Origin of the sequence: Micromonospora sp. L32, from assembly GCF_052068055.1 — a bacterium.
In the GTDB taxonomy this organism is placed as follows: domain Bacteria; phylum Actinomycetota; class Actinomycetes; order Mycobacteriales; family Micromonosporaceae; genus Micromonospora; species Micromonospora purpureochromogenes.
Genome location: NZ_JBQHDD010000002.1, coordinates 689,276 through 707,959, shown reverse-complemented (window position 1 = coordinate 707,959; position 18,684 = coordinate 689,276). Strand labels below are relative to the sequence as shown.

17 protein-coding genes and 1 pseudogene are annotated in these 18,684 nt (G+C 72.1%); 8 read left to right on the top strand and 10 right to left on the bottom strand.

Annotated features, from left to right (window positions below):
* Positions 1–151 precede the first annotated feature (151 nt).
* A complete protein-coding gene (locus tag ACTMTB_RS08000) occupies positions 152–289 on the top strand; it encodes a hypothetical protein (protein WP_441143683.1) in 138 nt (45 codons plus the stop codon).
* A 1,072-nt stretch (positions 290–1,361) separates the two neighbouring features.
* Here the strand turns inward: ACTMTB_RS08000 and ACTMTB_RS07995 are convergent.
* The 8 genes from ACTMTB_RS07995 to rpmH form a co-directional block, all read right to left on the bottom strand.
* Complete coding sequence (locus ACTMTB_RS07995) at positions 1,362–2,384, bottom strand: ParB/RepB/Spo0J family partition protein (RefSeq protein WP_441143681.1); 1,023 nt, start codon at positions 2,382–2,384, stop codon at positions 1,362–1,364.
* Between the two features lie 27 nt (positions 2,385–2,411).
* Positions 2,412–3,770: an AAA family ATPase gene (locus ACTMTB_RS07990; RefSeq protein WP_441143679.1), complete on the bottom strand. Its 1,359-nt coding sequence runs from the start codon at positions 3,768–3,770 to the stop codon at positions 2,412–2,414.
* Positions 3,771–3,998: 228 nt separating this feature from the next.
* Entirely contained in the window at positions 3,999–4,700 is a 702-nt protein-coding gene (gene rsmG, locus ACTMTB_RS07985) for a 16S rRNA (guanine(527)-N(7))-methyltransferase RsmG (RefSeq protein WP_441144027.1), read from the bottom strand.
* Positions 4,701–4,818: 118 nt separating this feature from the next.
* Positions 4,819–5,421 carry a Jag family protein gene (locus ACTMTB_RS07980; protein ID WP_334569978.1) on the bottom strand — a complete coding sequence of 201 codons (603 nt, stop codon included), beginning with the start codon at positions 5,419–5,421 and terminating at the stop codon, positions 4,819–4,821.
* Positions 5,422–5,634: 213 nt separating this feature from the next.
* Positions 5,635–6,618: a membrane protein insertase YidC gene (gene yidC, locus ACTMTB_RS07975; RefSeq protein WP_441143677.1), complete on the bottom strand. Its 984-nt coding sequence runs from the start codon at positions 6,616–6,618 to the stop codon at positions 5,635–5,637.
* Between the two features lie 3 nt (positions 6,619–6,621).
* On the bottom strand, positions 6,622–6,909 hold the full coding sequence (yidD, locus tag ACTMTB_RS07970; protein ID WP_088959669.1) for a membrane protein insertion efficiency factor YidD: 288 nt from the start codon (positions 6,907–6,909) through the stop codon (positions 6,622–6,624).
* A complete protein-coding gene (gene rnpA / locus ACTMTB_RS07965; RefSeq protein ID WP_179802436.1) occupies positions 6,906–7,322 on the bottom strand; it encodes a ribonuclease P protein component in 417 nt (138 codons plus the stop codon). Before rnpA ends, yidD begins: the two co-directional genes overlap by 4 nt.
* Positions 7,323–7,357: 35 nt before the next feature.
* Complete coding sequence (gene rpmH, locus ACTMTB_RS07960) at positions 7,358–7,495, bottom strand: 50S ribosomal protein L34 (RefSeq protein ID WP_117668129.1); 138 nt, start codon at positions 7,493–7,495, stop codon at positions 7,358–7,360.
* A 635-nt stretch (positions 7,496–8,130) separates the two neighbouring features.
* Here rpmH and dnaA point away from each other — a divergent pair.
* The 5 genes and pseudogenes from dnaA to ACTMTB_RS07935 form a co-directional block, all read left to right on the top strand.
* On the top strand, positions 8,131–9,924 hold the full coding sequence (gene dnaA / locus ACTMTB_RS07955) for a chromosomal replication initiator protein DnaA (protein WP_441143674.1): 1,794 nt from the start codon (positions 8,131–8,133) through the stop codon (positions 9,922–9,924).
* A gap of 841 nt (positions 9,925–10,765) precedes the next feature.
* Positions 10,766–11,899: a DNA polymerase III subunit beta gene (gene dnaN, locus ACTMTB_RS07950; RefSeq protein WP_441143672.1), complete on the top strand. Its 1,134-nt coding sequence runs from the start codon at positions 10,766–10,768 to the stop codon at positions 11,897–11,899.
* Between the two features lie 41 nt (positions 11,900–11,940).
* Entirely contained in the window at positions 11,941–12,813 is an 873-nt protein-coding gene (gene gnd, locus ACTMTB_RS07945; RefSeq protein WP_441143670.1) for a phosphogluconate dehydrogenase (NAD(+)-dependent, decarboxylating), read from the top strand.
* Positions 12,814–12,829: 16 nt separating this feature from the next.
* Entirely contained in the window at positions 12,830–13,963 is a 1,134-nt protein-coding gene (gene recF / locus ACTMTB_RS07940; RefSeq protein WP_441143668.1) for a DNA replication/repair protein RecF, read from the top strand.
* Positions 13,964–14,180: 217 nt separating this feature from the next.
* Positions 14,181–14,753 (top strand): annotated as a pseudogene (locus tag ACTMTB_RS07935) (DUF721 domain-containing protein); the annotation flags it as partial.
* 7 nt (positions 14,754–14,760) lie between these two features.
* Here ACTMTB_RS07935 and ACTMTB_RS07930 read toward each other — a convergent pair.
* On the bottom strand, positions 14,761–14,991 hold the full coding sequence (locus ACTMTB_RS07930; RefSeq protein WP_088959662.1) for a hypothetical protein: 231 nt from the start codon (positions 14,989–14,991) through the stop codon (positions 14,761–14,763).
* A gap of 89 nt (positions 14,992–15,080) precedes the next feature.
* On the opposite strand from ACTMTB_RS07930, the gene ACTMTB_RS07925 reads away from it, so the two are divergent.
* The gene (locus tag ACTMTB_RS07925; protein WP_210774053.1) at positions 15,081–15,566 is read left to right on the top strand and encodes a MarR family winged helix-turn-helix transcriptional regulator; all 486 of its coding nucleotides are present in this window, start codon (positions 15,081–15,083) and stop codon (positions 15,564–15,566) included.
* Positions 15,567–15,621: 55 nt separating this feature from the next.
* On the opposite strand, the gene ACTMTB_RS07920 is transcribed toward ACTMTB_RS07925, so the two are convergent.
* Positions 15,622–16,176: a hypothetical protein gene (locus ACTMTB_RS07920; protein ID WP_441143665.1), complete on the bottom strand. Its 555-nt coding sequence runs from the start codon at positions 16,174–16,176 to the stop codon at positions 15,622–15,624.
* Between the two features lie 525 nt (positions 16,177–16,701).
* Here ACTMTB_RS07920 and gyrB point away from each other — a divergent pair.
* Positions 16,702–18,648: a DNA topoisomerase (ATP-hydrolyzing) subunit B gene (gyrB, locus tag ACTMTB_RS07915; protein WP_441143663.1), complete on the top strand. Its 1,947-nt coding sequence runs from the start codon at positions 16,702–16,704 to the stop codon at positions 18,646–18,648.
* Positions 18,649–18,684 lie beyond the last annotated feature (36 nt).

Below are 18,684 nucleotides of genomic sequence, written 5' to 3'. Positions count from 1 at the left end.
CCCACGATCACTACGCAGGCGGGCTGGATTCCGGCCCACGGCCCACGTCGCTTGGTGCATCCGGCCAACTGGCCCCCGGACTCCGCCTGCATCGGCCCGGCTGCCGCCGAGACTTTGCTGGCGTTGGCCGGCTGCCGCCAAGGCTCCGCTGGTGTTGAGGGACTGCCGCCAGGAGGTGGGGGCGGCGTACCTGCGCATCAAGAAGGCCGCCGAGAACGGCCTGACCCGCCGAGGCCTCCAGCGCCGTGGTCGGGGCTACACCACGCTCGGCCACAGGTTCCTTCGATGACGATCCGGATCTGCCCGGCGAGCGGGGACGAGGCAGCCGACATCACGAGCTGACATCGGTTAACTCGGCAGCTCGGGCAGCGCGCCGATCGCCTGTGGCGCGTTCCAGCCGCGCCGCCGAAGGCGGCACCCTGGCAGTGAGATCGATCCCGCGGGGCGAGCCTGAGTCGTGGGCATGTCACGAGAGTGCTTTCCCAGCACCTCGTTTCACGTGAAACGAGGTGCTGCGGTACCGGTCCCGTCGGGCAGGTGTCATCTCTGCCCCGACCGGAGCAACCGCCGAAGCCCCCTCAGGCGCTCCAGGCGGGACGAGGCCCGTCACTGCGACCCCGTTTGCCCCAGGGGCGCCTCGAGGGCTCAGGCGACGCTACAGGGGCCTCCCATGACTGACCTGAAAGAGCCAGCGTCGGAGCCACGCCCACGCCGGCCGTCACTGAGCGGGCGGCGGGCGGCGGGCGGCGGGCGGCGGGCGGCGGGCGGCGGGCGGCGGGCGGCGGGCGGCGGGCGGCGGCAAGATACGACCACCGCCGAGCAACCCGTCCGCCGAGTACGGGCTGTACCTCCGTGAAGCAGAACGACGGCGGCGACACGTTCCTCGCGCTGTGTTCGGCGCCCGCGTTGGTAGAGGAGCCACCCTCCCGCGCGTCCGTCCCCGTGAGCCAGGCCGGTGATGGAAGCTGCCGATCCCTGGCGAGTCCGGTGGGAACCGGAGCGTCGCGGCCCCAGCACGAACGGATCGGTCTGTCGGTTCGCGACGCATCGGCTGCCCGCCATCGGTCCCTCCCGCCGGACACCGCATCGCCTCACTACGGACGAGCACGGTGTCCCGGGTCGAGCCGGTCTCGGTGAAGTGCTCAGCGACGCAGCCCTCCGAGGAAGCCGCCGCAGCGGCCCCGGCCCCCTCGCCGGCCTCCAGCCGCCGCCAGCCCACCGCCGCGCACCGGTTTCACGTGAAACACGTCGCGGCCGCCATCCCGCCCCCAGGCCACCGACGCACGCCCGCAGCGACAGCAGGAAACGAACCGGCCGCGTGCCCTCAGGGCGACGCGGCCGGTGATGAAACCAGGGCGGGGTCAGTCCTCCGGCTCCTGCTCGCCGACGCCGATGATGCCCACGATCCGCTCCAGGTCGTCCACCGTCGCGAACTCGATGGTGATCTTGCCCTTGCTCCGGCCGATGTCGACCTTCACCCGGGTGTCGAAGCGGTCGGAGAGCCGGTCGGCCAGATCGGTGAGCGCCGGAGCGTGCGGCTTGGTACGCCGCTTCGCCGCCGGCGTCTTCGCCGGCCCGTCGTTGAGCGCGAGCGCCACGATCTCCTCGGTCGCGCGGACGGACAAGCCCTCGGCGACGATCCGGAGGGCGAGCTGTTCCTGCGCCTCCGCCTCGTCGAGGCTCAGCAGCGCCCGGGCGTGGCCCGCCGAGAGCACGCCGGCGGCGACCCGGCGCTGCACCTGCGCCGGGAGGTTCAGCAGGCGGATGGTGTTGGAGATCTGCGGCCGGCTGCGGCCGATCCGCCGCGCCAACTCCTCGTGGGTGGCGCCGAACTCCTCCAGCAGCTGCTGGTAGGCCGCGGCCTCTTCCAGCGGGTTGAGGTTCGCCCGGTGGATGTTCTCCAGGAGGGCGTCCCGGAGCATTGCGTCGTCCTTGGTGTCCCGGACGATCGCCGGAATGCTCTCCCGGCCCACCGCCTGGGCGGCCCGCCACCGGCGCTCGCCCATGACGAGCTCGTACTTCTCGGCGTCGAGCTGGCGGACGACGATCGGCTGGAGGAAGCCGACCTCCTGGATGGAGATCTTCAGCTCCTCCAGCGCCTCCTCGTCGAAGACGTGCCGGGGCTGCTTCGGGTTCGGCACGATCGCGTCGACCGGGATTTCGGCGAAGCGGGCACCCGGCACCGGGCTCAGCTGCGGCTCGGGCGGCGCCGGCGGGGTGGCGACCGGCGCGGTCACCGCCTCGACGGGAGGGGCGCCCGCCGTACCGCCGGTGTCGGCTTCGACCGGCGCGATGAGGGTGGTGCCCGGCGCCTCCGGTGCCGGCCCGGTCGGGATCAGCGCCCCGAGCCCTCGACCCAGACCGCCACGGGGACGGTTCTTCATGCGACGCCTCCCAGCGACTCGTGCCCACTACGCATTCCGGCTCACCGGCTCCTTGACACCGCGCTCGGCGATCTCCTGGGCGGCCTCGAAGTAGCTCGTCGCCCCCCGCGAACCGGGATCGTAGGTCATCACGGACTGCCCGTAGCTGGGTGCCTCGGACACCCGCACGTTGCGCGGGATGACCGCCTGGAGGACCTTGTCGCCGAAGTGGTTCCGGACGTCCTGCTCGACCGCGTCGGCCAGTCGGGTACGCCGGTCGTACATGGTGAGCAGGATCGTGGAGACCTCGAGCTTGGGGTTGAGGTGCTGCCGTACCAGGTTGATGTTGTTGATCAGCTGGTTGAGGCCCTCCAGCGCGTAGTACTCGCACTGGATGGGGATCAGCACCTCCTGCGCGGCGACCAGCGCGTTGACCGTCAGCAGGCCGAGCGAGGGCGGGCAGTCGATGAAGACGTAGTCGAAGTGCCCCGGGTACGCGTCGATGGCCCGGGCCAACCGGGACTCCCGGGCGACCACGGACACCAGCTCGATCTCCGCGCCCGCCAGGTCGATGGTGGCCGGCACGCACCACAGGTTGGGGATGCCCTCGACCTCCTGGGCGACCTCCTCCAGCGGCACGCTGTTGATCAGGCAGTCGTAGACGTCCGGCACGCCGGTGTGGTGCGGCACGTTGAGCCCGGTCGAGGCGTTGCCCTGCGGGTCGAGGTCGACCACCAGGACCCGGTTGCCGTGCAGGGCGAGCGCCACCGCCAGGTTCACCGTGGTCGTGGTCTTACCCACGCCACCCTTCTGGTTCGCGACGCACATGACCCGGGTCCGGTCGGGCCGAGGCATGGTCACCTCGCCACTCGGATTCAGGATCTGCACGGCGCGCATCGCCTCCATAGCCAACGGTGGGTCATCCTCTTCGCGCGTCGGGGTTTCACGTGAAACGTACGCGGCGGCGGCCGGGTCGACGGTCACGCCCCCGGCCGCCGGACCCGGCGTGTTCGGGGCGACGGACTCGGAGTCCGCCACCGCGCCCGGGTGCGGCTGCTGGGGTACGGCGGGCGGCACATTGCCACCGACCGGTGTCTCGAAGCGGGACGGCACGCCGGAGTTGCGTTGGACCGGGGCGGTGCGGTCGCTGGGCGCGTTGACCGGCCGGCCCGCGTCGTCCGCGATGGGCGGCGGCGGAATGTACGACTCGGGAGAGGGGCGCGCGGCGCCCACTGCGGGCACGTCCCGACCGACCACCGGATCGCAGTCCGGCGGGCCGGCGGAACCCGGCGGGCCGTCGGCGGGCCGGAGGTCGTGGTCGGTTTCACGTGAAACAGGGTCCACTCCGGAGGGGATGCCCTCCGGGCGTCTCACCCGTGGATCGTCGTACCTGCCGTCGTCATGCACCTGTCATCCCTGCCCGCTCCGGATGGTCGGTCCGCACCCCGTCAATCAGGCCACACGCGCACTCGCACCGCAGCGCGTACGGTCCCGGCGGGAGCGGTCGGGACCCGGTGCGCCCGACGCCCGCCCGCCCCACACTATCGACGCGCGGCCAGCCTACGGGGGACGGGCGCGGCGGGTCCATCTCGGTTGTCCGCCGGCCGGTGCGACACGCCGGAACCCGAGCGGGGATCACCGAGCGCGCTTGCGTCCGCCCCGTGAGCGCTTGGGTGCCTTCTTGGCGGACGGCGGACGGACCACCCGCTCGCGCACGATCTCCACCACGGTGGTCGGCGGGTCGATGACGCCGACGCCGCAGAGGTGCACGCTCGGCTCGCCACCACCGAGCCGGTCGACGGTCTCGGCGTGCTCCGCGATCTCGTCCGCCGCGGAGGAGCCCTTCAGGGCGATCAGCCGGCCGCCGGGTACGGCGAGCGGCAGGCACCAGCCGGAGAGCCGGTCGAGCGGCGCGACCGCTCGCGAGGTCACCACGTCGGCGCTGAACGGGCCGGTGCCCGTCGCGTCGGTGGCCGCCTCGTCGGCCCGGCCCCGGAACACCCGGACCGTCTTGGCCAGCCCGAGCTGCTGCACCGCCTCGATCAGGAAGGAGGTCCGCCGGGCCAGCGGCTCGACCAGGATCACCTGGAGGTCGGGGCGGGCGATCGCCAGCACCAGCCCGGGCAGCCCGGCGCCGGAGCCGACGTCGATGACGCTGGCCCCTTCCGGGATGCGCTCGGCCACGGCGGCACAGTTGAGCAGGTGCCGGTCCCAGATCCGGGGCGCCTCCCGCGGGCCGATCAGGCCGCGTACCACCCCGTCGGTGGCGAGCAGCTCGGCGTACGCGGCCGCCAGGTCCAGCCGGTCACCGAAGAGCGTCCGGGCCGCCGGGGCCAGCTCGGCCGGCAGCGCGGCGTCCTCCGGCGAGGGAACGGGGCGGACAGGCGACGGCCCGGGCGGCGTACCACCCGGGCCGGTCACGGCGTCGGCCGTGGCGTCGTCGTGGGTCACCCGGTCAGTCCGCCGGCCGGACGATGATGCGCCGGTTCGGCTCGACGCCCTCGGACTCGCTCTCCACACCGCTCATGGCGTTGACCACGTCGTGCACGCACTTGCGCTCGAAGGCGGACATCGGCTCCAGCCGGACCGGCTCGCCGTGCTCCTTGACCTTCTCCACCGCGTTCTTGGCCACGGCGGCGAGTTCCTTGCGCCGGGTGGCGCGGTAGCCGCCGACGTCGAGCAGCAGGCGGCTGGGCGTACCGGTCTGGCGGAACACCGCGAGCCGGGCCAACTCCTGAAGCGCCTCCAGGGTGGCGCCGCGCTGGCCGACCAGGTTCTGCAGCCGAGCGCCGACCACCTCGACGACCGGGCGCCCGCCGGAGACGAGCTCGTCGATGTCGCCGTCGTAGTCGAGGATGTCGAGCAGGCCCTCGATGTAGTCGGCAGCGATCTCGCTCTGCGCGAAGAGCTCGCCCTCGCCGGCGGCCTTCTTCGGGGCGGCACCCGCCTCGGCCGCCGCCTCCCCGGCCTCCTCGGGCTCGCCGTCACCGGTCGCGGCGGTCGGCACAATCTCCTCGTCCACGGACTGCTCCGCACTGGGGATGCTGGTGTCGGTCACGGTGTCATCTCCGTACTCGCTCGGCCGGACCGTCGGGTCCGCTGGTTTCCCGGGGCGCCCGGCGGGAGAAGGCCGGTGCCCACGGGCACGTCTTGTACGGGCAGTCTCGCCCGTGACCGCGCCAGGCGCGGCGGTTCCGGCCCGGCGCCGGCCGTACGGCGGCTGCGCGATGCCGGAAGGCCGCCGCCGGTGATCCCGACGGCGGCCCTGAGGTCAGCCCTGCCGCTTGGCCGGCCGACCCTTCTTCGGGTTGGTGGGCTTCGCACCCGGCTTCGGCCCGGCGACCTTCGGCGCGGCGGGCTTGGCCGGCACCTGCGCAGCCGGCTTGGCGCGATTGAGGAAGCCGCCGGTCTTGGCCGGCTGCACCGGACTGCGGGGCGCCGTGCTGCCGGGCTTCTGGTTGGTCACCAGCGGCGGGAACTTGCGCAGCACCCACTGCTGCTGGCCGAGGGTGAAGAGGTTGTTGGTGACCCAGTAGATGATCACGCCGATCGGGAAGATCGCGCCGGAGATCAGCAGCGACAGGGGGATGCCGTAGAGCATCAGTCGCTGCACCATCCGCTGCTGCGGGTCCTCCGCCCAACCGGTCTTGAGGATCATCTGGCGGCTGGTCAGGTAGGTGGTGCCCATCATGACCAGGACCAGGATGCCAGCGATGATCTTCACGGTGGTGCCGTTGGCGCCGAGGCGGGCCAGCTCGTCGGCGGTCGAGCCGAACTTGCCGGCGATCGGGGCGGTGAAGATCTTCGCCTGCGAGGCGCTCTGGAACTGGTCGACGGTCCAGCCGTAGAGGGTCTTGTTCTCCTTCGCCGGGTCGAGGCGACGCAGCACGTGGAAGAGACCGAGGAAGACCGGGATCTGGAGGAACATCGGAAGGCAGCCCATCAGCGGGTTGGCCTTTTCCTTCCGGTAGAGCTCCATCATCTCCTTCTGGAGCGTCTCCCGGTCACCCTTGTGCTTCTCCTGCAGCTCCTTGACCTTGGGCTGGAGCGCCTGCATCGCCCGCTGCGACTTGATCTGCTTGACGAAGACCGGGAAGAGGATCACCCGGACGGTGACCACCAGGAAGATGATCGCGAGGATCCAGGCCCAGTTCGTGCCGAGCACCGAGCCGACCGGCACCTTGATGGCGTCCCAGGCCGAGTGCCAGGTCAGCAGGATCCACGAGATCGCGAAGTAGATCCAGTCGAGACTCAATTCTCAGGCTCCAGTCACGTCGGCACGGCGGCGGCCGCCCGGCTCGGGCACCGGGTCGTGTCCACCTGGGTGGAAGGGGTGGCAGCGCGACAAGCGCAGGACCGTCAGCCCGGCTCCCCGGAGCGCGCCGTGCCGGGCCACCGCCTCCAGGGCGTACGCACTGCACGACGGGTAGAACCGACAGCGGGCCGGCAGCGCCGGGCTTATCCAACGACGGTACGCGATGATGGGGCCACTCAGCACTCGGGCACCCAGGCTGGTAGGCCGCGAACCGGCGGATCCGGTGCTCATCGGGACCGCCGCCCCCGGGGTGCCCGCGCGGCGGCGATCGCCGCGTCCAGGTCGGCCCCCAGCCGGAGGTAGTTCGCCTCGGCGGCGGCGGGCAGTGCGCGTACCACCAGGGTGCTTCCCTCGGGCAGCGCGGCCAGGCGCTCGCGGACCAGGTGCCGCAGCCGGCGCCGGACCTTGTTGCGGACCACGGCGGGGCCGACGGCCTTGGACACGACGAAGCCGGCGCGGGTCGGCGCGGAGATCGTCTCCGTGCCGCTGACCCGCGCCGGCTCCGGCGAGGTTGTCGCGGTGGGTTCGGGGGTCGCCGGTAGCGTCAGGTGGACGACGACGGCACCTCGTCCGGCGCGTCGGCCACCCCTGACCGCTGCGGCGAAGTCATTGCTGCGCCGCAGTCGCTGTGCGGCCGTCAGCACGACTGCCCACGTCCCCCGGACCGGACCCGGTCGGCTCAGGCCGACAGGCGGGTGCGGCCCTTGGAGCGGCGGGTCGAGATGATGGCGCGACCGGCCCGGGTGCGCATGCGCAGCCGGAAGCCGTGGGTCTTCGCGCGCCGGCGGTTGTTCGGCTGGTAGGTGCGCTTGCTCACGTCAGGCTCTCCGTTTTCGTACGTCCACGGCGCGGGATCGCCGGGGTCGTGTGGTGGTCCAGGCCACCTCGGCGGTGACCTCCGATCCATGCTGCCCGGCGACCCGGGACCTCGGCGATGCGGGGAAGCGATCGCGGACAGCAAGCACCCATCACCCTAGCAGAGGGCGACAGAGCAGCCCCTCCAGCCTACGCAGGGGGGCAATGACCGTCAAACAGGTCACCGGAGGCACGAGCAGGGCGGCCGTACGACCGAACCGGCGGTTTTCACTGATGCCGCCAAGCGGGCCGGAGCGTCGGCGGTTGATGGTGCCCGGCCGTCGCTGTTACCGTGCCCGATTGCGGTCAGCGTCGGGGGTCCGGGTTGTCGCTGGCAGGCAAGACCGGACACGGCAGTGAATCGTTCGGCACGGTGAACCCGCGCAACGTCCCGCCCGACCAGGGGGGCAGGTCCGACCCGCGCACGGCGGGCGGCACAATCGGTCGGTACACACAGGCTGTGGATAACTTGTGGATGCCGGTCGGTCAGCCGCCCGGTGGGGTGAGGTACCACCCGCTCGAACGCGGTGGCGGGCCCGGAACGGCCGACTGGACGACAGCGGCGACCGGGAGCAGAGGCGAGGGGGTGGCACGACGGTGGCCGGTACGACCGACCTTGCCGCGGTGTGGACCGCGGCGACCGACGAACTCGCCGACGAGATCATCTCCGCGCAGCAACGCGCGTACCTGCGGCTGACCCGGCTGCGGGCGATCGTCGAGGACACCGCCCTGCTCTCCGTGCCGGACGCCTTCACCCGGGACGTGATCGAGTCCCGGCTCCGCCCGGCCATCACCGAGGCGCTCACCCGCCGGCTGGGCCGGCCGATCCAGGTCGCGGTCACCGTCCGGGTCGCCGAGGACACCGCCGGTCGACCCGCCGGCACCGTCTACCGCAGCGGCCCGGAGCCGGCGCAGCTCGGCCTCGACGTGCCCGCGGACGACTTCGCCCCGGAACCGCCCGCCTTCGCGGACCTGGCGCCGGGCTACCCGGAGCTGCCCGCCGAGCCGGAGTCGCCGGTCGCGCCGCCGGCATCCGACGGCCACCGCCCGGGCCGCATCCCGGCCAGCCGGGACGGCGGCCAGGACACCCTCTTCGGCGCCGCGTTCGCCGAGCCGCTGCGGGGCGCCGGTCCCGGCCCGGACCGGCGCGGCTTCGAGGAGCGCGCCCTGCCCGACGGGCCAGGGGTCGACGGCCGCGGCTTCGAGCCCGCGTACCGGGGCGAGGCCAGGCCGCCGCGCGACCAGCACGTTCCGCGCGGCCTGCCGCGCGACGGGGGTACGGACAGCGGCCCCGGCCGGTCCGCCGCCGACCACCGACCCGGCGGGCGGGACGACCGTCGCCCCGGGGGCGCGGAGGGCGGCGGCAACCGGCTCAATCCGAAGTACATGTTCGAGACGTTCGTCATCGGCTCGTCGAACCGGTTCGCCCACGCGGCGAGCGTCGCGGTGGCCGAGTCGCCGGCGAAGGCGTACAACCCGTTGTTCATCTACGGCAGCTCCGGGTTGGGCAAGACCCACCTGTTGCACGCCATCGGGCACTACGCCACCACGTTGGGCAACGCCCGCTCGGTCCGGTACGTCTCGACCGAGGAGTTCACCAACGACTTCATCAACTCCCTGCGCGACGACAAGACCAGCGCGTTCCAGCGCCGCTACCGCGACGTCGACATCCTGCTGATCGACGACATCCAGTTCCTGGAGAACCGCGAGCGGACCCAGGAGGAGTTCTTCCACACCTTCAACACGCTGCACAACGCCAACAAGCAGATCGTGATCACCTCCGACCGCTCGCCGAAGCAGCTGGCGACGCTGGAGGACCGGTTGCGGACCCGGTTCGAGTGGGGCCTGCTCGCCGACATCCAGCCGCCGGACCTGGAGACCCGGATCGCGATCCTGCAGAAGAAGGCGGCCCAGGAGCGGCTGTACGCCCCGCCGGACGTGCTGGAGTTCATCGCCTCCCGGGTGTCGAACTCGATCCGGGAGCTGGAGGGCGCGCTGATCCGGGTCACGGCGTTCGCCAGCCTCACCCGGTCGAACGTCGAGCTGTCGCTGGCCGAGGAGGTGCTGCGGGACTTCATCCCGGACGGCACCGGGCCGGAGATCACGGCCGACCAGATCATGGTCTCCACCGCCGACTACTTCGGGGTGAGCCTGGAGGACCTGCGCGGGCACTCCCGATCCCGGGTGCTGGTCAACGCCCGCCAGGTCGCCATGTACCTGTGCCGGGAGCTGACCGACCTGTCGCTGCCCCGGATCGGGCAGGCCTTCGGTGGCCGGGACCACACCACGGTGATGCACGCCGACCGGAAGATCCGTCAGCAGATGGCGGAGCGCCGCTCGCTCTACAACCAGATCGCCGAGCTGACCAACCGGATAAAGCAGAACACCTGAGCGACGGCTTCAGGTCGCGGCGCGGCGTCAGACGCGCCGAACTGAAGTCGTCGTTACGTACGTCACGCCGGCGCCCGCCGGTGAGGGAGCGCGGAGACGCGCCCGGCCCGTTCGGCCGGGCGCTTTTTCGTGCCTGTGGAGAGCCGACGGTTGACCCTGCACCGGGTCGAGGGCCCAGGATCGGTGTCGTGTTCGTCCACAGCACGCCCCGGTTGTCCACACCCCCTGTTCCACAGGCGGTGGACAACCACGTAGCGTCCCGAGCCGGTTACCCACAGACTGTGGACAAACCCTGGGGACGGAGCTGTGGACGCCTGGGGACGACGGTCCGGTTGTCCACCGACGACGGTCGACCTGTGGGCGGCCTGTTGAAGGTTCTGGGGACGACGGCTCCGGGGGCCCTCGCCGGTGTCCACAGCACTGGGGAGAAACCCGGTGGATTACCCGTGGACAACCGGTGGACAACCGTGGACAACCTGGGGGTTCCGTCGGCCTGTGGACTCCGACACCGGTTTACCCCCCGGTTCTCCACAGCCAAACCACCGGTGGATAACCTGTCTGACCTGGGCGGACGCGGGTTCTCCACAGTTTGCACAGGTGCGATGAAGACGATGAGTTATCTCTTCTAAAAGAATCAAAAACCAATCATCACCGTTGGACTTCCTGTGGATCGGTTCGGACGCTGCCGTCAGCGGTCGCCCCGGCCCCTGGAACCACGGGGTCGGGCGCACAGCCGATGCCCACGCGCCCTAAGGTGCGATGGGTACCCGCACGGTCGGGCGGGACGGTGGGCAGCGGTCGGCATGAGAGAGTTGTCGCTGACGTCGACGCGGAGGCATTGATGAAGTTCCGAGTGGAGCGCGACGCGCTCGCCGAAGCGGTGGCGTGGACCGCGAAGAGCCTGCCCAACCGGCCGTCCGTACCGGTGCTCGCCGGAGTGATGCTCCGGGTCACCGACGGCAACCTCCAGGTCTCCGGCTTCGACTACGAGGTCTCCAGCCAGGTGACCGTCGAGGTGCAGGGGGACGCCGACGGCGCCGCCCTCGTCTCCGGCCGCCTGCTCGCCGAGATCACCAAGGCGCTGCCGGCCAAGCCGGTGGACATCGCCGCGGTCGGCGCCCACCTGGAGCTGGTCTGCGGCAGCGCCCGGTTCACCCTGCCGACCATGCCGGTGGAGGACTACCCGGCCCTGCCGGAGATGCCCGAGAGCGCGGGCACCATCGACGCGGCCGCCTTCGCCGCCGCCGTCGCCCAGGTGGCCGTGGCCGCCGGCCGCGACGAGACGCTGCCGATGATGACCGGCGTCCGGCTGGAGCTCTCCGGCGGCACGCTGGCGATGCTCGCCACCGACCGGTACCGCCTCGCCCTGCGCGAGATGGAGTGGAACCCGGACGACCCGGAGATCAGCATCAACGCGCTGGTGCCGGCGCGCACCCTGCACGACACCGCCAAGGCCCTCGGCCCGATCGGCGGCCAGGTGACCATGGCGCTCTCCCAGGGCGCCGCCGGCGAGGGCATGATCGGCTTCTCGGGCGGCACCCGGCGTACCACCAGCCGGCTGCTCGACGGGGCGAACTACCCGCCCGTGCGCTCGCTCTTCCCGGCCACCCACAACGCCGAGGCGCGGGTGGCGGTCAGCACGCTGATCGAGGTCGTCAAGCGGGTCGCCCTCGTCGCCGAGCGGACCACCCCGGTGCTGCTGAGCTTCAGCTCCGACGGCCTGGTGGTCGAGGCGGGCGGCACCGAGGAGGCGCGCGCCAGCGAGGCGATGGAGGCCACCTTCACCGGCGAGCCGCTGACCATCGGCTTCAACCCGCAGTACCTGATCGACGGCCTGGCCAACCTGGGCGCCCAGTTCGCGCAGCTGGCCTTCGTCGACGCCTTCAAGCCGGCGGTGATTTCCCCCGCCGGCGAGGATGGCGAGGTCGTCCCGGGGTACCGGTACCTCATCATGCCGATCCGCGTGTCCCGCTGATCGCAGCCCCGACAGACCCACACGCACGGAGGTAGGAGCAGATGCAGCTCGGCCTGGTAGGACTCGGCCGGATGGGCGGCAACATGCGCGAACGGTTGCGCGCCGCCGGGCACGAGGTGGTCGGCTTCGACCACAACGCGGAGCTGAGCGACGTCGCGAGCCTGTCGGCGCTGGCCGAGAAGCTGGAGTCGCCCCGCGCGGTCTGGGTGATGGTCCCGGCCGGCGTCACCGACGCGACCATCGACGAGCTCGCGGGCGTGCTGGGCGAGGGCGACATCATCATCGACGGCGGCAACTCGCGCTTCAGCGACGACGCCCCCCGCGCCGAGCGCCTCGCCGAGCAGGGCATCGGCTACCTGGACGTCGGCGTCTCCGGCGGCGTCTGGGGCCGGCAGAACGGGTACGCCCTGATGGTCGGCGGCGCCCAGGAGCACGTCGAGCGGCTGATGCCGGTCTTCGAGGCGCTCAAGCCGGAGGGCGAGTTCGGCTTCGTGCACGCCGGCCCGGTCGGCGCCGGCCACTACGCCAAGATGGTGCACAACGGCATCGAGTACGGCCTGATGCACGCCTACGCCGAGGGCTACGAGCTGCTGGCGGCCTCCGAGCTGGTGACCAACGTGCCGGGCGTGTTCAAGTCCTGGCGCGAGGGGACCGTGGTCCGCTCCTGGCTGCTCGACCTGCTAGACCGGGCCCTCGACGAGGACCCGGAGCTGGCCGAGCTGAGCGGCTACACCGAGGACACCGGTGAGGGTCGCTGGACGGTCGACGAGGCCGTCCGGCTCGCCGTGCCGCTGAACGTCATCACCGCCTCGCTCTTCGCCCGGTTCGCCTCCCGGCAGGACGACTCGCCCGCGATGAAGGCGGTCGCCGCGCTGCGCCAGCAGTTCGGCGGGCACGCCGTCCGCAAGCGCTGACCGGTATCCACAGCCTGTGTACGTCCGCCGGCTCGAACTGGTCGACTTCCGCTCGTACGAGCGGGTCGGCGTCGACCTGGAGCCGGGGCCGAACGTCCTGATCGGCGCCAACGGCGTCGGCAAGACCAACCTGGTCGAGGCGCTGGGCTACGTGGCGACCCTGGACTCGCACCGGGTCGCCACGGACGCCCCCCTCGTCCGGATGGGCGCCACCTCGGCGGTGATCCGCTGCGCGGTGGTGCACGAGGGGCGGGAGCTCCTCGTCGAGCTGGAGATCGTCCCTGGCAAGGCCAACCGGGCCCGGCTGGGCCGCTCGCCGGCGCGGCGGGCGCGGGACGTGATCGGCGCGCTGCGGCTGGTGCTCTTCGCCCCCGAGGACCTGGAACTCGTCCGGGGCGACCCGGCCGAGCGCCGCCGCTACCTGGACGACCTGCTGGTCCTGCGGCAGCCCCGGTACGCCGGGGTGCGCGCCGACTACGAGCGGGTGGTCAAGCAGCGCAACGCCCTGCTGCGCACCGCGTACCTGGCCCGCAAGACGGGTGGGTCGCGGGGCGGGGACCTGTCCACCCTGGCGGTCTGGGACACCCACCTGGCCCGGCACGGCGCCGAGCTGCTGGCCGGCCGGCTGGAACTGGTGGCAGCCCTGGCCCCGCACGTGACGAAGGCGTACGACGCGGTGGCGGCGGGCCGGGGCGCGGCGGGGATCGCGTACCGGCCGTCGCTGGACCTGGCCGAGCCGACCACCGACCGGGCGGTGCTGGCCGAGGCGCTGACCGCCGCGCTGGCCGAGGCCAGGTCGAACGAGATCGACCGCGGCACGACGCTGGTCGGCCCGCACCGTGACGAGCTCAGCCTCACCCTCGGCCCGCTGCCCGCCAAGGGGTACGCCAGCCACGGCGAGTCCTGGTCGTACGCGCTGGCCCTGCGGCTGGCCGGGTACGACCTGCTGCGCGCCGACGGCATCGAGCCGGTGCTGGTGCTGGACGACGTCTTCGCCGAGCTGGACGCGGGCCGCCGGGAGCGGCTGGCGGAGCTGGTCGGCGGGGCCGGTCAGCTCCTGGTGACCTGTGCGGTCGACGACGACGTGCCGGCGGCGCTGCGCGGCACCCGGTACGTGGTGGGCGAGGGGACGGTGCGACGTGTCGACTGAGCCGGAGCACGCCGCCGAGGGCGGTGGGCCGACCCGCCGGACCGGCGGCCCGAGTCGCGCCGCCTCGGGCGGCCAGCGCGGTGCGCGTACCCCTCGGGGAGCGGGAACCGACGCGGGCGGTGCCGCCGCCCACGCGGCCGGTGCCGGCGCGGACGCCACGCCTGGTGGTCGGGGCGCCGGAGCCGGCGGGCCGGCACGACCGGCCGCTGCGACCGGTGGGCAGGGTGCCGGGAACGGCGACGGGGCGCGCCCGGCCGGTGCCGCTGCGGACGCCGCAGCCGGGGCGGGCGCGGCCGGGCCGGAGCTGGCGCGCGCGGTGCTCGACGCGGCGAAGGCCCGCCGGGCGGAGACGGCGAAGACCCGGCGGAAGAGCGCGGTCTCCGGCGACGGCGGCGAGCGGCGGCTGCGCGGCTACTCCGGGCCCGGCCCGGACCCGCGCGACCCGCAGCCGCTCGGCGTGGTGCTGGAACGGCTGATGAAGGCGCGCGGCTGGCAGCAGCCGGCCGCGGAGGCGACGGTCTTCGGCGCCTGGGAGAAGGTCGTCGGGGCGGAGATCGCCCAGCACAGCCGACCGGTCAAGCTGGAGGACGGCGAGCTGACCGTGGAGGCGCGTTCGACGGCCTGGGCCACCCAGCTGCGGCTGCTCGCCGGCTCGCTGCTCAAGCGGATCGCCGGCGAGGTGGGCCACAACGTGGTGCGCAAGCTGCACATCCACGGCCCGGCGGCGCCGTCCTGGTCGAAGGGCCCGCGGCGGGTCCGGGGCCGCGGTCCGCGCGACACCTACGGCTGAGCCCGGGTCACCGCTCGGCGCGGCGGGCCTCGCGCTCGGCGCGCTTGCGTTCCCGCTGCTCACGGCTCCACCGCTTGCGGTTCTCCAGGTCCCGCTTCCACGCCTCGCGGGCCTGCGTGGAACCGCCCTGCACGGCACCCTGCACTCCCTCGGCCGGGCCGGCCAGGTACTTGAAGGCCCAGGCCCACAGCCTGCCGCCCTCGCCGGGAGCCCGCTGCTGTCGCTTCGCCTCGCTCATCGCGCCCGACCTCTCCTCGACGTTTTGCGCCCCAACGATTGGTACACCAATGATTGGTACGATAGCAACGACCACGAGGAGGCCGATCGGTGCGTGACCAGTTGGACGGGGACCCGCTGGCGCTGGAGCAGCAGGTGTGTTTCGCCCTCTCCGTCGCGGCACGCGGGGTCGTCGCCGTCTACCGGCCGCTGCTGGAACCGATGGGGCTGACCCACCCGCAGTACCTGGTCATGCTCGCGCTGTGGCAGCACGCACCGCTGTCGGTCCGGGAGCTGAGTCGCCTGCTCCAGCTCGATCCCGGCACGCTGTCGCCCCTGCTCAAGCGCCTGGAGGCGGCGGGCTACCTGCGGCGCGAGCGGGACGCCGCGGACGAGCGGAGCCTCGCCGTCACGCTCACCGCCAGCGGTCAGGCCCTGCGCGCCCGCGCCGAGCAGATCCCGCCGACCATCGTGGAGCGGCTCGGCATGCCGATCGAGGAGCTGCGGCGCCTGCACACGATGCTGACCGAGGTGATCGGCGCGGCCAACCGCGCCGTGACCGGCACCCCCGCCGCGCCGGGCCCGACGACTTCCTGACGACGCCGGCGACCCGCCCGGTCAGGTCGACGGGGCGGGTCGGGCCGGCGCGGGATCAGGCGTCGGCGTAGACCGCGAAGCCGCGGTCGGCGCAGCGGCGGTAGAAGGCGGCCAGCACGCCCAGCTCGGCGCAGGTGAAGTCCCACTGCGGCGGGTCGCCGTTCTCGTCGCGCAACGCGTCGAGCCGGCTGCCCAGCCAGCGCAGCTGCTGCGCGGCGAGCCGCCCGTCGGCCAGCAGCGAGCGGAGCACCTCGCTGACCGACTCGAAGGTGACCGTCTCACCGAACGGCCGGTGCTGGGCGACGAACTTCTCCACGCCGCCGGCGATCCAGGAGCACCCGTCCGGGTCGATCACCGGGTCCTCGTCCTCGGCGGCGGCGTCAGTGGCGTAGAGCACATTTTCCAGGCCGAGGATCAGGTCGACCAGTTCGGTGTAGGCGGTCGCCCGGACCGTCCCCGTCTTGGCGATGTGTTCGGCCAGCGCCGCGGTAGGTGCGGAGATCTGCGGGATGTCCACGATCTCCCCGAAGTCGACGAACTCGGCCGGCGCGACCGGATCGTAGAAGCGGCCGGTCCGCGGCCAGTGCACCGCGACGTTGTCCAGCCCCATCTGGCGTCACCCCTTGTGAGCACGTGTCGGATCGATCGAGTCGATCGTCCCGGTTACGGATGGTAAAGATCAAGACGAGCACCGGTGGCGCCGCAAAGGTACGGTACGGCCGCTCTGCGCGCGACCCCCGACCGGCCGTCGGCCCGGCCCGATTCCGTGGCGGCCCGGCCCTCGATCCCCCCTTGGCGTGTAGGGGGAGTCGCGGCCAGCGCGATTCGGGCCGCTACGGAGGTCTCAGACGCCGCGCAGGGGGTGCCGAGTGGCGTCTCTGTCGTCCGCGCACAGTAGGATTGACAACGAGACGAAGACCCGACGCGGAGCGACGGACACGGGCCCGGGAGGCCCTTGGTCAAAGTACCGCGGCGGGTGGAGCCGATCGCGATCCGCGGGCAACCGCGGCGACCGGCGTATGCGATCCGTGACCTGGAGTTCCCGGGGGCGGTCCGTGCGCCGACGTCGCGTCCTGTCCGCCGAACCCGCGCCTGGCGCGCCCCTGGCGCGGCCGGCGCGAGAAAGTGGCCGAGGGTGGCAGCGCAGGACAAGCAGGAGTACGGCGCCGAGTCGATCACCGTCCTCGAGGGGCTCGAGGCGGTGCGCAAGCGGCCCGGTATGTACATCGGGTCGACCGGCGAGCGCGGTCTGCACCACCTCGTGTGGGAGGTCGTGGACAACGCCGTGGACGAGGCGCTGGCCGGCTACTGCGACACCATCGACGTGGTGCTGCTGGAGGACGGTGGCGTCCGGGTCACCGACAACGGCCGAGGCTTCCCGGTCGACCTGCACCCCAAGCTGAAGAAGCCGGGTGTCGAGGTCGCGCTCACCGTGCTGCACGCGGGCGGCAAGTTCGACGGCAAGGCGTACGCGGTCTCCGGCGGTCTGCACGGCGTCGGCGTCTCCGTGGTCAACGCGCTCTCCACCCGGATGGCGGTGGAGATCCACAAGTCCGGCTTCGTCTGGCGGCAGCAGTACGCCAACTCCAAGCCGTCGCCGCTGGAGAAGGGCGAGACCACCGACCGCACCGGTTCGGCCGTGACCTTCTGGCCGGATCCGGACGTCTTCGAGACCGTCAACTTCGACTTCCAGACCATCTACCGGCGCCTGCAGGAGATGGCCTTCCTCAACCGTGCCCTCCGCATCCACCTGCTCGATGAGCGGGTCCCGGAGGGCGAGGAGGGCAAGCCGCGCGAGGTCACCTTCCTCTACGAGGGCGGCATCGCCGACTTCGTCCGGCACCTCAACGCCTCGAAGAACCCGATCCACAAGACGGTGGTCGAGTTCGGCGCCGAGGAGGAGGGCATGTCGGTCGAGATCGCCATGCAGTGGAACGAGTCGTACGGCGAGTCGGTCTACACCTTCGCCAACACGATCAACACGCACGAGGGCGGCACCCACGAGGAGGGCTTCCGGGCCGCGCTGACCAGCGTCGTCAACCGCTACGGCGCGGAGAAGAAGCTGCTCAAGGGCGACGAGAAGCTCTCCGGCGAGGACATCCGGGAGGGCCTGGCGGCGATCATCTCGGTCAAGCTGGCCAATCCGCAGTTCGAGGGCCAGACCAAGACCAAGCTGGGCAACACGCCGGTGAAGAGCTTCGTGCAGCGGGTCTGCAACGAGTGGCTGGTCGACTGGTTCGACCGGAACCCGGCCGAGGCCAAGACCATCATCCAGAAGGCATCCCAGGCGGCTCGGGCCCGGATCGCCGCGCAGCAGGCGCGCAAGCTGGCCCGGCGCAAGTCGCTGCTGGAGTCCGGCTCGATGCCGGGCAAGCTGGCCGACTGCCAGTCCACCGACCCGCGCGAGTCCGAGGTCTTCATCGTCGAGGGCGACTCGGCCGGCGGCTCGGCCAAGCAGGGGCGCGACCCGCGGACCCAGGCGATCCTGCCGATCCGCGGCAAGATCCTCAACGTGGAGAAGGCCCGGATCGACCGGGTGCTGAAGAACAACGAGGTCCAGGCGCTGATCACCGCGCTGGGCACCGGCATCCACGACGACTTCGACATGGAGAAGCTGCGGTACCACAAGGTGGTGCTGATGGCCGACGCCGACGTCGACGGCCAGCACATCCAGACGCTGCTGCTCACCCTGCTCTTCCGCTTCATGCGGCCGCTGGTCGAGCTGGGCCACGTCTACCTGGCCGCCCCGCCGCTCTACAAGATCAAGTGGAACAAGAAGGGCGACGACGCGCAGTACGCGTACTCGGACCGCGAGCGCGACGGCCTGATCGCGCTGCGCCAGCAGAAGAAGCCCAACGCCCGGCCGGACGACATCCAGCGGTTCAAGGGTCTCGGTGAGATGAACTATCCCGAGCTGTGGGAGACCACGATGAACCCGGCCACCCGTACCCTGCGCCAGGTCACGCTCGACGACGCCGCAACCGCCGACGAGCTGTTCAGCGTGCTGATGGGTGAGGACGTCGAGGCGCGCCGCTCGTTCATCCAGCGCAACGCCAAGGACGTGCGGTTCCTCGACATCTGACGGTGGTGGGCGGGTCGGCCGGGTGGTCCCCGGCCG